This is a genomic window from Paenibacillus sp. GCM10027630, from assembly GCF_042676305.1.
Taxonomy (GTDB): domain Bacteria; phylum Bacillota; class Bacilli; order Paenibacillales; family NBRC-103111; genus Paenibacillus_S.
The window spans coordinates 11,805-27,268 of the sequence record NZ_JBHTGY010000088.1 but is presented as its reverse complement, the minus strand read 5'-3'; the positions used below and the strand labels follow the sequence as shown (position 1 = coordinate 27,268).

Here is a 15,464-nt window from a genome sequence, read left to right as displayed (position 1 = left end):
ACATGGAACTGCTTGAGCTTAACCTACAACTATTCAGTATTATCGGTACGATAGCATTTGCAGTGAGCGGTGCGGTTGTTGCGATGGAAGAAGATTATGATATTCTTGGAGTTTTTGTACTTGCTCTAGTAACGGCTTTCGGCGGCGGTGTAGTAAGGAATTTGCTCATCGGCGTTCCTGTAACAACCTTATGGGAGCAAGGGATGTACTTGAAAACAGCACTAATTGCTGCGGGGCTAGTGTTTATTGTGCCAGTCAGCTGGATTCGCCGCTGGAAAACGTGGGAATCACTTTTTGACGCTATTGGACTCGCAGCTTTTTCCATTCAAGGTGCTCTTTATGCCGCTAATATGAACCATCCGATTAGTGCCATAATGGTTGCTGCTGTAATGACTGGGATAGGCGGAGGTATAATACGTGACGTATTGGCTGGACGCAAGCCGCTCGTACTTCAAGATGAGATATATGCGGTTTGGGGGATGCTAGCCGGATTGATGATAGGTTTGGGCTGGTTTCAAGGACCTTATCATCTTATAACCTTATTTGTACTGATAGTAGCTCTGCGGATGCTCTCTGTTCTGTTTAAATGGCGTCTGCCGCGCCGTTCCTTAAGGCTGCCAAGTACTAGGGTGATCGGCACGGAAAATGGCGCAAAATCAAAAATCGAAGCCGGATAAAGGCATGCAGAAAGAGGCTCACAGTTATGGAAATGTCATTCAAGGAGTTTAAGCGAATTCCATCGGAATGGCTTCAGCAGCGATTGGAAACAGTCAAGGCGCTTAGCGGCGATGAACTGGAGCTATATGAGGTTGCCAAGGACAAGCTGACTGGGGAGCATTATCTTCATTATGCATACCTGCATAAGCAGGTGGCGGCTATGGGTCCGGAAAGTACAGGTGAAGAGAATTTTCATCATTTAATGCCGTTGGACAGTGATGATGTGCTGGGGATTGTTTTCAGTGAACAGTCATATTTATACCCGGAGGCTTGGAATAAAACGTTTTTGCGCAATGGACCCGATGGAGATTATGTATGGTTTGATCCTTCCTATACCGAGGATGAGGCAGAAAACGAGGAGATCGGCCAAAATATAAAAGAACAATTGCTGCGGTTTAAGCAGGCAGGAGAATTGTCTCCGGAAGCCGTACGCAAATTGCTTGAAGAAATAGATCGGACAGGCGAGTCGGACAAAGATTAATTGTCGTCGTTTGCACCCGAGGTACAGATTAGGGAGTAGGCTTCTAAAGAAGCTTGCTCCTTTTTTCATACAAATGCAGTGTTATCCTTGGACGTTGTTTGATTTTCTTTGGTTGTTCAGGTGAACGCATATTTTCCTGATTTGGAAACCATCCTAAGCATACATCGATGAATTGATTTATGATGCATTCGAAGTAAACTTTCCTGAAGGAAAGTTCTAGGAGGAGAAACCTTTGAGAATGATTCCATTTCGCTGGACGATTTGGAGGGTTGGCATATTGAGCGGACTGCTGGTTATAGCTGCCGGCTGCAGCGGAGGGCAGCATAAAGTATCTGGGGGCGGAGTGGAGTCATCGAACCTGCATGCCCAATTTGACAGGGATAGCCGCAATAACGAAGATAATACACTTGGAGTAAAGTCGAAGTGGTTGAATGAACAGGCCGGAAGATCGAAGCCGGCTAATCCGGGCTCCTTCCAACAGCTGGATATGACGAACAGCCATTTGACAAAAGCATGGCGTTTTTCACCTGAAATGGCTAAACCACTGGAAAGGAATCAAGGTATACAGGCTGTTACCGTATTGCTGACAGAAACGAACGCATATGTTGCAGTAATACCGGACGGGCATAATCCTGATATTGAAAGCCATCCTGATATGATGGCGAATCAAGTCACTCCCAAGGGCGGAATCGGCTTATTCGGAACGGACAAAGGCAATGCGAGAATTAATTGGGGAGATTCTGGAGGATTAAGTATGACCATGTCATCTCAAATCAAAAGCCAGGTTTTGGCGATGTCTCCGCCCAATATTCAAAGAGTATTCGTATCAGCGAACCCTAATTTTGTTCAGCGAATCCGTTTTTACGAGAAAGAGCAGCAGCGAGGTGTTGACCTGTCGGCATATATGAACGAATTTAACACTTTGGTACAACGTGTATTCCCGAATGACCATAATACGAGAAGATAGATACACGGGAAATAAAAACTCCTGCAAGGGATTACGCGAATTGTCGCATAGTCACTAGCAGGAGTTTTTGTGTTAAAGTTCAAATTTGTAGCCGACGCCCCAAACGGTTTTTATATGCTTCGGTTCTTTGGGATCGGCCTCCACTTTTTTTCGAAGGTTAGTAATATGTACATCTACGGAACGTTCGGTCACAAAGGTATCAATACCACGGATATTATTTAAGAGTTCTTCACGTGAAAAAACTTTACCTGGATGCAGCCAAAAATGACGCATAATCTCGAATTCGGAGAAGGTTGTTTCTACAGCATGATTTTGTAAATAGATGCAGCGTTTTTCCAAGTCCAATTTAATGGTGTGTGGGTACGTTTTCTCAGTTACATCGGCCGCCGGCGCCTTGTCCATGGTTGATCTTCGCAGCAGAGCTCCGGTTCTGGCGGCAAGCTCCCGCATGCTAAAGGGTTTGCATAAATAATCATCCGCACCTATAATTAGCGCTTTGACACGTTCCGATACTTCGCTTTTGGCAGAGATCATCATGATAGGAACTGAAGACTCGGTACGAAATTGCCTGCATAAATCGATGCCATTCGTATCTGGAAGCATAATATCCAAAATTATAACATTCGGTTCAATGGAGTGAAACAGCTCTATGCCTTGTTTTCCATCGGCAGCCCAATGAACAACATACTCTTCCTCTGCTAAATATATGGAAATCATATCCGCGATACTTTGATCATCCTCAATCAGCAATATTTTAGACATGAATTCCCTCCTCTAGATGTTAGTAAAGTGTTAGAAAACTTAATGACTAACAAACGCCAGTCTGCAACTTTTTTAAAATGATTACGAGATAATAGCTGTATTAAATCTAATAAATAACATTATTAATGTAACTTAAAATGTAGCATGAAACAAGCCATTAATTGTAATTTTGCATTGCCGTTATTACGGTAACTCAACACAAGGAGGCAATTATTATGATCATAGCCACCAAATTAGAAAAAAGAATTCATTCCTATGTTGGAGAGTTAAATGAATTAGTAAATGTTCAAGGGTATGAATTATCTAATCCTGTAGTTGTGAAAAAGAGCATGGAGCTGGATTTATTAATACTTAAAGCCATGCGAAGCAGAAAGAAACGTTTTCATCAAAATGAAGCCTCTTAAGGCTTCTGTATATAAGGATATGGACGATTCAATTTGAATCGTCTTTATTGTGTTGTACGGGTAGTGAGCAGAACGAGTCCGGTATCTTGTGAAAGTCCGAAGTGCGGTCAACCATTACTTGTGTTTCCGGTTATCAGTAATGCCGAACCCGTCATGCCTTAAATGAATTTCTACTCTTATTCCTTTGCTTCAGGGCAACTCATATGCATCCAATTATCGCCCCAATGCTGAACAGCTTCCATAACAGGCTGCAGTGCTCTCCCTTTATTCGACAGCTCGTATTCGATACGCACCGGAGTTTCAGGATATACATGGCGCAGGATTAGTCCGGCTGCCTCAAGTTCTTTGAAGCGTTCTGCCAACATTCTGTCGCTCATGCCGGGAATCATTTCCGAAATATCTTTGAAGCGGCGCGGCCCATTCAATAGTGAATGGATGATGAGGCCTGTCCAACGTTTCCCCAAAATTTCGAAAGCTGCTTCAAATTTCGGACAAAGTGAATGATCGCCCATTATTATCATCTCCCTCTATATTTATAGTGTATCATAAGTTACTTGATAAAAGTAAGCCTTTAGTTTTAATCTGTACTGTTTATCCAATATTATACATCCAGCGTAATGATTTGACATACTTTCTCTTAAAAAAAAGTGACATTCTCGACTCGGTCATCTATTAAAAGGCATAGATGCGAAAAATCAGCAAATAAGCTATAATTTATGGCGATACTTATTACTGAAAGTCGCTATTATCAATTACTTTATTCAATCAATTTTGTAAATACTTACGAAGTCAGCTTTCTTACGGGGAGCTCTTAGGAGGAATAATAATTATGTACGGTTCACCATTATCAGGACAATCGAAGAAAATGATGCTGCTCGGTTCAGGAGAGCTCGGGAAGGAAGTAGTCATCGAAGCTCAACGGCTCGGGGTGGAGACTATTGCAGTTGACCGTTATGCGAATGCACCGGCTATGCAGGTTGCTCATCGCTCCTATGTGATCAATATGTTGGATGGAGACCAGCTGCGGGAGCTGATTAAAAAGGAACAGCCGGATTGGATCGTGCCTGAGATTGAAGCCATTGCCACCGATGTGCTAGTGGAGCTGGAGCAGGAAGGCTTCAGGGTTGTGCCAACCGCAACCGCAGCCCGACTAACGATGGACCGGGAAGGAATACGACGTTTGGCTTCAGAAACACTGCAGCTGCCGACGGCTAAGTATGCTTTCGCCGATAGCCTGGAAGAGCTGAAGACCGCAGTTGAGTCGATTGGAACTCCTTGTGTCATTAAGCCGATTATGAGTTCATCTGGTAAAGGACAGAGTGTGTGTCGTACTCCGGAGGATGTAGAGACTTCATGGAATTATGCGATGGAAGGCGGACGCGCCAAAAAAACTCGGGTAATTGTCGAGCAGTTTATCCACTTCGAATCAGAAATTACACTGCTTACTATTCGTTCCGTGTCCGGCACTTCCTACTGCGCTCCTATTGGTCACGTCCAAAAGGATGGCGACTATATCGAATCCTGGCAGCCCCATGATATGAGCTTAAAGCAAATCGAGCAAGCGCAAGCAATTGCGAAAACGATCACGGATGCTCTAGGAGGAACTGGAATTTACGGTGTCGAGCTGTTTTTGGGCAAAGATCAAGTGTATTTCAGTGAAGTTTCACCGCGTCCGCATGATACAGGAATGGTAACGATGGTGACCCAGGATTTATCGGAATTTGCACTTCATGTCAGAGCTATACTCGGTTTTCCGATCCCTACGATCCGTCTGCTGACTCCGGGCGCCTCGCATACTCTTAAAGCATGGGATGAGCATCAGCAATTCCGGATTGAAGGAATAGAACAAGCATTGGCTCTGCCAAATACGCAGGTGAGAGTGTTTGGTAAGCCAGAGACAAAAGTAGGCCGCCGGATGGCTGTAGCCTTAACTTCAGCAGATGATGTGGAAGAGGCTCGCAGAGTAGCAGCCGATGCAGCTGGATTCTTGAAACTTAGATAATGTAAAATTAAGTTAAATCTGTAAAACATGTTATATTTCATTATAAGGAGGGATTCTTAATATGAATGCACATGAGATTGATTATAAAATTGCCGGCTCCGAAATGCAGTACGTTGAAATCGAGCTTGATCCGACTGAAAGCGTCATTGCCGAAGCAGGAAGCATGATGATGATGAGCGCAAGCATTCAGATGCAGACGATATTCGGGGACGGAAGCGATCAGAATAAAGGATTTGTAGGAAAGCTGTTCGGTGCAGGCAAAAGGCTTCTAACCGGTGAAAGCTTGTTTATGACCGTGTTCACAAACCATGGCTCCAGCAAGGAGCATGTTTCGTTTGCTTCCCCCTACCCAGGACGTATCCTACCGATGGATTTATCCGAGTTAGGCGGGAAATTGATCTGCCAAAAGGATTCGTTTCTATGTGCAGCGAAAGGAGTTTCTATTGGCATTGCCTTTCAGCGCAAGCTGGGTGTTGGTTTCTTCGGCGGCGAAGGATTTATTATGCAAAAGATCGAGGGAGACGGCTTGGCTTTCGTTCATGCCGGAGGCGCAATATGTGAAAGAGTGCTGCAGCCCGGGGAAATGCTGCGAGTCGATACCGGCTGCCTGGTCGCTATGACACAAGATATCGAATACGATATCGAAATGGTAAAGGGCATCAAAAGTGCAGTATTCGGCGGTGAGGGGTTATTCTTTGCTACCCTTCGCGGTCCAGGTCGTGTATGGATTCAATCATTGCCGTTCAGCCGCTTGGCGGACCGCATATTATCGGCTTCCAAAGCCGGTGGACGTAAGGAAGAGGGAGGCATCCTCGGCGGATTGGGCAATTTACTTGACGGCGATAAGTAAAACAAGCTATTATTCAAGAAGAGTGCGAGCAAAATCGTGAGGTTACAGCTTGATTGCTACACGATATGAATGAGGTAACAAGACATTTACATAAAGAGAGGTGCTGAAAACAATGGCTTATCAACCACAGGTTGTCGACGCCAAGATTGTCAGCAACAACCCGAAAAACGGATTGTTTGAAATTGTAGTAAATTTAAAGGACCGCACATCCTGCCGTCTTATTTATGAGAAGGACGCTGCAACCGGCGCTACTGTAGCGACGCATGTTAACCGTTTGTTGAACGAGCCTTGTCCGATTTGCAGAAAAGATTTCTTGTGCAATTGCATGACTCGGTTTAAGGATGAAATTTCATCACAAGCACTGCAAATGGCCGGAACGCCATAATGTCGCTTAGAAACCCATGAGCTTCCGGCTCATGGGTTTTTTAAACTTATAAGTGCCTTTGAGCACTAAAGTGAGCCACCGTTTCTAATATAAGTTTGCGAGGGTGCCCTTTTTATCTCACAAGACAAGCCGCCTGTAAGATGGAAATGTATCCTCAATGAAAGAGTTTCGATCAGAAAGCTTTTCGAAGGAATGAAGCATGAGCGAGTAACCTGCCTACCTTGCTTGGATTAGAGCTATATTAGAGCTTAAGATCTTTAATGCGTCCCATGATCAAGGGGATTTTTATAGGGATAGCGTCGATGGGCTGTGGAGGATTTAATACGGAACGGAAAGTTCCGCTATTCCATCAGCCGCCTTCAATCTGGGGCAATAGCGGAAGTGGGAATTCCGTTATGTTGGCCGAATTGGAGCATTTATGCGAAAAACAGAGCAATAACGGAAGTAATTGTTCCGTTATCACTCTGATTTTTGGACTTTTCGAGTGATAACGGAACAATTACTTCCGTATACCCTTCACTCACGTAGGTGCAGTACCGGCGTGTTGTTTAGGGTTATGTATGTGCAGGGATCTCCTCGCTAAAAGTATAGTGAGGCTAACTGCACATGGAACACTTAGAGGAGTTTTTTGCTATCAATCTTCATCGAAAGGGCCTCGAATAGAGGTTTTCTAATAATATCAGACTTATAAGTTTTCAGCGGAGCTGAACAAGTCTGATATTGCAAGAAAAGCTACCGCTAAGACACGAATGTATCTTCATCGAGAGGGCTTCGACAGAAGCTTTTCTAATAAAATAAAGCAGCTCCAGGTGGTTATATTCTCATGTTGCGTATGATGCTCTACATTGTTCTGGTTTGTTCAGTTTCTATAACAGGGTCTGTTGTATTCATCTTCTTCCAATCATCGAATCAAGCGAAGCGTGAAGTGTCCAGCCATGTGCTTCAGCTGCATGAGCAGGCAATGCAAAGGCTGCAGCAAACGTTCAACGGGCTCGATTATATGGTGAAAACCGTGAGTAATGACTATGCTGTTCAACGTTTGGTGGAGGGAAGAGTATTGCAAGGTTCAGCAGACGAACGAGGCTTAAGGGAGTACGCTGATTTTTTGATCCGCGAGCAAACGGCGAACCTGCCTTACTTGGCGGAAATGTGCATTACATTCGATAGCATGAGTTACTCGATCTGCACCAAGTCGCAGAAAGGTGCCGCTCTTCTGGATCAGCCGCGGCCATCCATGAAGAAGAATGAACGATCCTTAGCACCTCTTGCAAAAGGGGAAGGACAGCGTAGCGGGTATAACGTTGTATATACAGTACCTTTGTCAGACCAGACTTATGTAGTAAAAGGCTCCGTGCAATTAATGATAGAATTGGACAGGGTAATGAAGGATATATACGGGAATATGCCCCTGTTGGTTAATGAGCTTACCGATTCGACGGGTGAGCGGATCTATGCAAGAACAACTGCGGACCGGTTGAGAACTGTTGATCTGAGAATAGAAACTTTAAGTCAAGAAGGTACTGCGGTTATCCCTTTGCAGTGGAGGGATGATACTTATATTTTACAAAAAAGATTGGAGCTTCCTGGAGCTATATGGTTTTCACAAATCATTGTTCCTCAATCGCTTGAGGGTGAGCCAGCTATTGGTTTTTCCCAAACTTTGCTGCTTATGCTCTTGTTGCTTCTGTTTGTGGGCATCGTAAGCGCATTTTTGTTCCGACATTATTTTGTAAAGCCATTGCAATTGCTGCGCAAGCTAATGAACCGGGCTGAGCTGGGTGATTTTCAAGCATATTGGGTACGTCACAGCAGTCGGGAATGGAACGAGCTTGGTGAGAGCTACAATCAAATGCTCAACAGACTTGAGGAGCTTATCAAGCAGGTAAAACGTGAGGAGTCCCTAAAAAAAGAAGCCGAAATGGAAGCGCTGCAATACCAGCTAAATCCTCATTTTTTGTATAACACTCTGAACACAATTAAATGGGTAGCCAAAATGCACCATACACCGCAAATTGCAGAGGTTGTTACTTCACTCGTACGGCTGCTGCAGGCGAGCTTGGGGAAAAAAGGCGATTTTATAACGGTGCGTGAGGAAATGGAACTGATTCGTGATTATATGGACATTCAAGCCTTCCGTTATGGGGATAAGATTCGACTGGAAAGCGAAGTGGATCCACTTGCGAAGGGCTGCTTGGTACCCCGAATGATTTTACAGCCATTGATAGAAAATGCAATTATTCATGGACTGGAGCCTGGACGCCAGGAAGGTTGGATCCGCATTCGCATTTGGCTGGAAATGGAACGTGAGCTCCTGTATTGTCAGGTTGAGGATAATGGGGTCGGTATGGTTGTTGAAGAGTACGGAGAAATGACAGGAAGTGGCGGCAGCGGAGGCGGGATGCGGGAGCGTATGAGCGGGATAGGTCTGCGTCACATCCGTGAGAAAATCAAGCTGTATTATGGAAACGGATACACTATGCATATCACCGGAAAACCGCGGCAGGGGACAACGATCCGATTGACTATGCCGGTGCATCAAAGTGAGGAAGAGTAAACAATGAATGTATTAGTAGTTGATGATGAGCCGATTATTCGGCAAGTGCTCAGAACGATGATCCATTGGGAGGATCACGGCTTGAAATGGGCCGGTGAGGCTGTTGATGGAGAAGAAGCTTGGGAAGCGCTGCAGCTGGGGCGGATTGATCTGGTTGTTACTGATATTCTAATGCCCCGCATGGACGGTCTTGAGCTCGTTAAGCGGCTGAAACTAACCGGGATGGACGTAGGAGTTGTAGTTCTTAGCTGTCTTGATGATTTTGCATATGTTAAGGAAGCGATGAAGCAGGGGGCGAGCGACTACATATTGAAGCCGACGATGGAGCCTGAACAGCTCGTTGCTACGCTCACCGAGGCCAAGCAGGCTCTGCAGAAGCAGCGGGACGAGAGGCGTAAGCAAGAGGAGCTGCAAGAGCAGCTGCAGCAATCCAATCAGGCTCAGCGGGGACTAAGGCTGCAGAAGGCTTGGCTCAACCATCAGGTAGATGAGGAGCTGGAGGCCGAGATTTTCACAGGAGAAGCGATGCTCTCCAGTTGGATGATATATGTGACCCCGGCGATGCGGACATCGCTATCCCGTTGGAGCTGGCCTTCAGCAACAGCATTTGTAACGCTGAACGATCACCAGCAGCTTCTATTGTTTGCAGATCGAGAGTCGGGTGCTGGCACAGAGGCCTATCTAATGGCGGGTGAAATAAGCGCATTTCTGCGACATGTTGGCGGCTTGACAGCAGATTGTTACTGCATTACAGCCGTGTCACCGATACAGCATCCTGAGCGTCTTCGATCTATTCTCCATGAGCATGCCGGATTGCGCCAGGCATGTTTCTATAGTGGTATTCGAAAGGAACTGTGGATAGCGGATGACTATTATATGAACCCGGCAGCACATTTCTTAACAGAAGGCCAAATTCCACAGGAGGAAAAACAAAATTTGCTGCGTGCTATTGGAGGGCGCAATGAGGAAGCCGCCGTTTATTGGTCGGAGCAGGTTGTTGATAAGCTGAAGCAGCTGGAGCTGCCTGTTATGCAGGTTTACAGCTTCATTTATGAGCTGTTGAGCTTAGCGGCAGCTTTCGCCGGACAGCATAGACCGGATGCGGGTACGGATGAATTTGAGCGAAGCTATGTCACTTTGGCAGCTGTTCAGGCGCATTTGTATATGGATTCATTAGGCCAATGGTTTATTCAGGCGATGCGTGTCCTTGCAGGGGGGCTGACTGGAGCAGGCACGGATGCTATGGAGCCGTCCTCGCGTAATCCATTCGTACGAAAGGCCGTTTATTATATGCAGCAGAACTATCACCTGCAAATCAGCACTTCGGATATATCCGATTATGTGAAGCTGAGCCGCAGTTATCTAAGTGATTTGTATGGCAAAGAGATGGGCGAAACACTTTCTGAATCATTGATGAGAATCCGTATTCAAGCAGCCAAATGCTTGCTCGAGGCCGGAGCTATGAAAGTTTACGAGATAGCTGAGGCGGTTGGCTTCAGCGATGCGAAAGCCTTCGCCAAAACTTTTAAGAAGGCCGTCGGCTGCACACCCAAGGAATATGAGGAGCAAAAGAACAAATAGACACCAATTTCTAACAAATTGGTGTCTATTTTTATGTTTTGGAAAAGTTTACATTTAACATATAGATAACGCTTTCAGAAAGGGAGGCAGAATTATGTCATCATCTGTCGACAAATTTGCGACGAGGGAACCGATTATTCAAGCGGTCAACGTAACGCGCACATTTGGAAAAGGCATCGCTGCCGTTCATGCTCTCCGTGGAGCCAATTTAAGCATAACCTCCGGACGGCTCGTTGCACTGAAAGGGCGCTCAGGATCGGGTAAAACGACCTTGTTGAATATGCTTGGTGCCTTAGATCAGCCGTCGGAGGGGGCGGTCTATTTCTTAGGTCAGGATGTTACGGTTATTTCCGACAAAAAGCGCAATGAGCTTCGACGAACGCAGCTTGGATTAATATTTCAATCCTTTGCTTTGGTTCCTTACATGTCTGCGTTCGAGAATGTAGAATTTGGCCTCAGGATCGCAGGGGTTCCCTCTGCTCACTACCGTGATTACTCGGAACAGGCTCTTGATTATGTAGGGTTAAAGCCTCGGATGAAGCATAGGCCCTTCGAATTGTCAGGCGGGGAGCAGCAGCGTGTTGCAATCGCCAGAGCGATTGCCCATAAGCCGAAGCTTCTGCTGGCAGACGAGCCTACTGCTGAATTAGACAGTAGAATGGGGCTGCAGGTGATGAAAGTATTTAAAGATTTGGTGCAGCATGAAGGAATGACGATTATTTTAACAACGCATGATCCGGCAATTATGGAAATTGTGGATCAAGTGTACGCATTGGAGGATGGATACATTGTGGAAGAAAGCTAAAAGCTCTAGGCCATTATTAGGTTCTATCTTGTTCGGGGCTGTCTTTATTTCAATATTGCCAGGTTGTAGTCTGCTGCCTAAGGAGGAGCAAGCCTTAAAACCGCCGCTTGTTAAACCGGTAAAAGAGAATTTTGAGGTTTTTGAAGTGAAGAAGAGTACGGTCACTAAGCAAATCAGCGGAGTCGGAATTTTTGCCTCTGACAAAATGCAATATTTGTATTATTCAGAATCAGGCGGCCGGCTCTCCGAGATCTTAGTCCAGATGGGTTCGGTTGTAAAAAAAGGCGATGTAGTTGCACTATTGGAGAAAGGCGAGATTGAAGGGAAAATACGCCTGCAGGATATTGTTGTGGAAAAAGCCAAGGTTGCGCTTGAGTTGGCCAAGGACGAGCAGCGTGGCAATGCTCTGGCGATTCGCATGAAGGTGCTGGATGTGCAAAAGGAAGAAATTCAGCTGGAGATGCTTAAAGAGCAGCTTGCAAAAACAAAGCTAGTCTCTGAAGTAGACGGAATTGTTACTTATATCGACCCCCTCAAGCAGGGAGATCCGGTAACCGCTTACAGAACGCTGCTCACGGTTTCGGATCCCAGGTCTATGAAGCTTGTGTATGAGACAACGACTCCGAATGATCTGACAGGCGTTCAAGTGGGAATGGAAGCAACGATAAAATACAAATCCAATAGCTATCAAGGTAAAGTGGCGCAAATACCGGCAACTGCTCCGCAATCAGATGTGAAGGCTATTCAGGACAAAAATGCCAAATCCATTGTGATCGTTACTGAAGGCCTTCCGTCGGAAATTGAAATCGGCAACAGCGGGGATATCGTCATAGTTACCGAAAAGAGAGAGAATGTTCTGGTCATTCCGAAGCTCGGTCTGAGGTCTTACCTGGGTCGTGATTATGTACAGGTGCTGGACGGGGAAAGCCGCAAGGAGATCGATGTTGAGAAGGGGATTGTATCCGCAACAGAGGTCGAGATTCGTAAAGGGCTGAAAGAAGGCCAGAAGGTGATTCTAAACAATTGAGGTGATGGCAAGTGGCAATTCTTGTGATGATCATTCGCAAAATGGTCAAAAACAAATGGCTCGAATTCAGCCTGCTGCTTGGCTTGATCATCTCAGTGGGTCTTGTCAGCAGCATGCCGATTTATACTAATGCCATTTTGCAGCGGTTATTAATAAAAGATTTAGAACAGCTGCAGGATGCTAAACAGCAGTATCCAGGTATATTTTGGAACTCGATCTACATTACAGGAGAACTGACGGCGGAGCAGGCGAAGCAGGCGATTCAGGATGCGGATCAGTATATGGGCAATGAAGCTCCGAAACGTTTTCAATTACCTATAAAAGAATATGTTATTGAACGATCGACCGATAGGTGGAATATGGTCCCTGTTGATGAAGGCAAAGTAGATTCTTCCATTAGACGGACGGCTGATATTACAGCACTTAGTGGGCTTGCGGAGCATGTTCGATTGGTCGATGGGAAACTGCCCTCGTCAAAGCCTGTTGATGGCGTAATTGAGGCGGTTGTAGTCGATCAGGGGCTGACGAATCTGAAAATGGTGGTAGGCCAGCAGTATACTATTCGGGATGATGATGTAAAAACGCCAATCCAGTTTAAAATCGTAGGAGTGATCGACCGCAAGGATTATAACGATGTGTACTGGTATAATTCTTTGTCAAGCTACAACTCCAGTTTAATTGTCTCTTATGATTGGTTTGATCAAGAAATAACTCACAATGAGTTGCTTAAGCTCCGTTCCAGCATATGGTACTTGGCTGTGGATTACAGCTACATGAAACTCGATTCGATAGAACGCTTTATTGGGACTTATCAGAATACGGAAAATTTTTTGGCGAATCATTTTCCTAATTACACGCTTAAGGCTCCTGCGCTGCCAACTCTGAATGGGTATTTCGTCAAAGAAGAAAAGCTTCGCTTAATGTTATGGTCGTTGAATGTTCCAGTTATGATCATGCTGGCTTACTATTTGTTCATGGTTTCCAATCTGATCATTGACAGACAGAAGACCGAAATCGCAGTATTGCGGAGCCGTGGCGCTAGCAGGCTGCAGATCGTGCTTGGGTATGTGTTCGAGGGATTGCTGCTCGGCGGAATAGCCCTTGCTTGCGGACCATTCTTCGGGCTGTTTTTAACGAAAATGCTGGGCGCGTCCAACGGGTTTCTGGAGTTTGTGCAGCGGGCCGCTTTAGATGTCAAATTGAATCAGACTGCGTTTCAATACGGGGTAATGGCAGTGCTCTGTTCCTTAGCTATGACACTGCTTCCAGTGCTGTTTGCAACCAGGGCTACGATTGTGGGGCATAAGCAGCAGATGGCGAGGCAAACCACGCTATCCTTTTGGCATAAATATTTCATCGATGTCATTTTAATGATCATTTCTTTGTATGGACTGCATACGTTTCGTGCCAAAATGAGCGATATGCAATCGCTGGGCCTGGACATTACAGACTTGCAAATGGACCCTTTGCTGTTCCTTATTCCAGCGTTGTTCATACTAGGGGCCAGCTTTTTACTACTACGAATTTATCCTTGGTTAGTGAGACTCATTTATCAGGCAGGAAGGAGATGGTGGCCGCCGTCTCTATATTCCACTCTACTGCAGGTAGGCCGCTCCATTACACAATACCAGGCTATTATGGTTTTTTTGAGCGTAACGCTGGCTACAGGGCTCTTTAGTGCAAGCGCTGCGCGGACTATAAACAAGAATGCCGATGAAAAAATAATGTACGGCAACGGAGCCGACATTACGATGTCAGTAAAATGGGAAGATGATGCCCCTCCTCCAAGTATGGGAAATGAAGGCGGGGGTGAACCTGATCCGACAGAATTGCTGGTAGCTAAGAAAAAGGTGCAATTTTCGGAGCCGCCGTTTCTTCCCTTTACTCAGCTTCCCGGAGTGGAGCATGCTGCTAAAGTGTTCACGAAGTCCAATGCCGCTTTCACCATCGGGAAGGAGCGTGGAACAGCAACGCTGATGGGAATTGATACGGATGATTTTGGCAATACGGCGTGGCTGCGAAATGGACTCCTGGATCATCATTTTAATGATTACTTGAATGTGCTGGCTTCCAGTCCATCCGCGGTGCTTATTTCCCGCACCTTGGCAGATCAACACAATGTCAAGGTAGGTGACAATTTATACGCGAGCTGGGACGGTGTTGAAAGCACGATGTTCAATGTTTTCGGTATCGTTGATTATTGGCCGTCATGGAATCCGAATCCATTGTTCAGCGATAAATCTGCCGTTTCGACGACTTCTGCAGGAAGTGCGGCCAATGCCAAAAATAAGAAGATAAAAGCGCCTATGCTGATCGTGGGGCACTTGTCTTATATTCATAACAATATGGCGTTGGAGCCTTACGATGTGTGGTTGACTCTGAAGCCGGGAGCCAAAAGCCAAGAGCTCTATGATGCACTGGAGGAAAAGAAAATTCCGGTGACCAAGCTTAACGATGCGAAGCAAGAGCTGATCCGTTCCAAAAATGATCCTTTCCTGCTAGCGATCAATGGGGTTATGACATTAGGCTTTATTATTTCGATTGTGATCAGCTTTTTTGGATTTTTGCTTTATTGGGTACTGTCGCTATCAGGGAGAGTATTGCAGTTCGGGATTTTGCGAGCAATGGGGATATCCTTCCGCCAGCTCATTATGATGCTTATTGGCGAACAGCTGCTTACTTCAGGTGCCGCTGTTGCCATTGGAATGCTGACCGGCAACCTGACCAGCCGATTTTTTGTGCCTATGTTTCAGCTCTCTATGCAGACGTCAAGCCAGGTGCCGCCGTTTCTGGTTACATTTGATCCGCGTGATCAATTGCAGCTGTACATTATAGTCAGCATCATGCTGACTGTGGGGCTATTCATACTCGGCACGATGCTCTCACGGGTAAAAATTCATCAAGCAGTCAAGCTCGGGGAGGACTGATC

General features: G+C 45.7%; 14 protein-coding genes. 12 read left to right on the top strand and 2 right to left on the bottom strand.

Translation table 11 applies throughout. The annotated features are described in order from the left end of the window. Positions 1-2 precede the first annotated feature (2 nt). From ACFQ0C_RS33290 to ACFQ0C_RS33280, 3 genes are all read left to right on the top strand, one after another. Complete coding sequence (locus tag ACFQ0C_RS33290; protein ID WP_258213435.1) at positions 3-677, top strand: trimeric intracellular cation channel family protein; 675 nt, start codon at positions 3-5, stop codon at positions 675-677. 26 nt (positions 678-703) lie between these two features. Next, positions 704-1,198, top strand: coding sequence for a hypothetical protein (locus ACFQ0C_RS33285; protein ID WP_379373394.1), 495 nt, complete (start codon positions 704-706; stop codon positions 1,196-1,198). 238 nt (positions 1,199-1,436) lie between these two features. After that, positions 1,437-2,165 carry a YhcN/YlaJ family sporulation lipoprotein gene (locus ACFQ0C_RS33280; protein ID WP_258213548.1) on the top strand — a complete coding sequence of 243 codons (729 nt, stop codon included), beginning with the start codon at positions 1,437-1,439 and terminating at the stop codon, positions 2,163-2,165. Positions 2,166-2,237: 72 nt separating this feature from the next. On the opposite strand, the gene ACFQ0C_RS33275 is transcribed toward ACFQ0C_RS33280, so the two are convergent. Then, the gene (locus ACFQ0C_RS33275; protein ID WP_379373392.1) at positions 2,238-2,927 is read right to left on the bottom strand and encodes a response regulator transcription factor; all 690 of its coding nucleotides are present in this window, start codon (positions 2,925-2,927) and stop codon (positions 2,238-2,240) included. A gap of 215 nt (positions 2,928-3,142) precedes the next feature. Between ACFQ0C_RS33275 and ACFQ0C_RS33270 the strand changes: the two genes are divergently transcribed. Further along, positions 3,143-3,331: an aspartyl-phosphate phosphatase Spo0E family protein gene (locus ACFQ0C_RS33270; RefSeq protein WP_258213432.1), complete on the top strand. Its 189-nt coding sequence runs from the start codon at positions 3,143-3,145 to the stop codon at positions 3,329-3,331. 176 nt (positions 3,332-3,507) lie between these two features. Here ACFQ0C_RS33270 and ACFQ0C_RS33265 read toward each other — a convergent pair whose 3' ends face one another. Then, positions 3,508-3,843: a winged helix-turn-helix transcriptional regulator gene (locus ACFQ0C_RS33265; protein ID WP_258213431.1), complete on the bottom strand. Its 336-nt coding sequence runs from the start codon at positions 3,841-3,843 to the stop codon at positions 3,508-3,510. A gap of 317 nt (positions 3,844-4,160) precedes the next feature. Here ACFQ0C_RS33265 and purT point away from each other — a divergent pair, with 317 nt between their 5' ends. From purT to ACFQ0C_RS33225, 8 genes are all read left to right on the top strand, one after another. Beyond that, positions 4,161-5,333, top strand: a complete 1,173-nt coding sequence (gene purT / locus ACFQ0C_RS33260; protein WP_379373389.1) for a formate-dependent phosphoribosylglycinamide formyltransferase — start codon at positions 4,161-4,163, stop codon at positions 5,331-5,333. A gap of 61 nt (positions 5,334-5,394) precedes the next feature. After that, a complete protein-coding gene (locus tag ACFQ0C_RS33255) occupies positions 5,395-6,183 on the top strand; it encodes a TIGR00266 family protein (protein WP_379373387.1) in 789 nt (262 codons plus the stop codon). A 112-nt stretch (positions 6,184-6,295) separates the two neighbouring features. Next, positions 6,296-6,568 (top strand): hypothetical protein, encoded by a 273-nt coding sequence (locus ACFQ0C_RS33250; RefSeq protein WP_171652011.1) that lies wholly within the window; start codon positions 6,296-6,298, stop codon positions 6,566-6,568. An 823-nt stretch (positions 6,569-7,391) separates the two neighbouring features. After that, positions 7,392-9,122 (top strand): sensor histidine kinase, encoded by a 1,731-nt coding sequence (locus ACFQ0C_RS33245; protein ID WP_379373384.1) that lies wholly within the window; start codon positions 7,392-7,394, stop codon positions 9,120-9,122. 3 nt (positions 9,123-9,125) lie between these two features. After that, entirely contained in the window at positions 9,126-10,703 is a 1,578-nt protein-coding gene (locus tag ACFQ0C_RS33240; protein WP_379373382.1) for a response regulator transcription factor, read from the top strand. A gap of 94 nt (positions 10,704-10,797) precedes the next feature. After that, positions 10,798-11,508, top strand: a complete 711-nt coding sequence (locus ACFQ0C_RS33235) for an ABC transporter ATP-binding protein (RefSeq protein ID WP_258213426.1) — start codon at positions 10,798-10,800, stop codon at positions 11,506-11,508. Next, positions 11,492-12,535: an efflux RND transporter periplasmic adaptor subunit gene (locus ACFQ0C_RS33230; protein ID WP_379373380.1), complete on the top strand. Its 1,044-nt coding sequence runs from the start codon at positions 11,492-11,494 to the stop codon at positions 12,533-12,535. The genes ACFQ0C_RS33235 and ACFQ0C_RS33230 overlap by 17 nt, the downstream gene beginning before the upstream one ends. An 11-nt stretch (positions 12,536-12,546) precedes the next feature. Continuing rightward, positions 12,547-15,462 carry an ABC transporter permease gene (locus ACFQ0C_RS33225; RefSeq protein WP_379373378.1) on the top strand — a complete coding sequence of 972 codons (2,916 nt, stop codon included), beginning with the start codon at positions 12,547-12,549 and terminating at the stop codon, positions 15,460-15,462. The last annotated feature ends 2 nt before the right edge of the window (positions 15,463-15,464 follow it).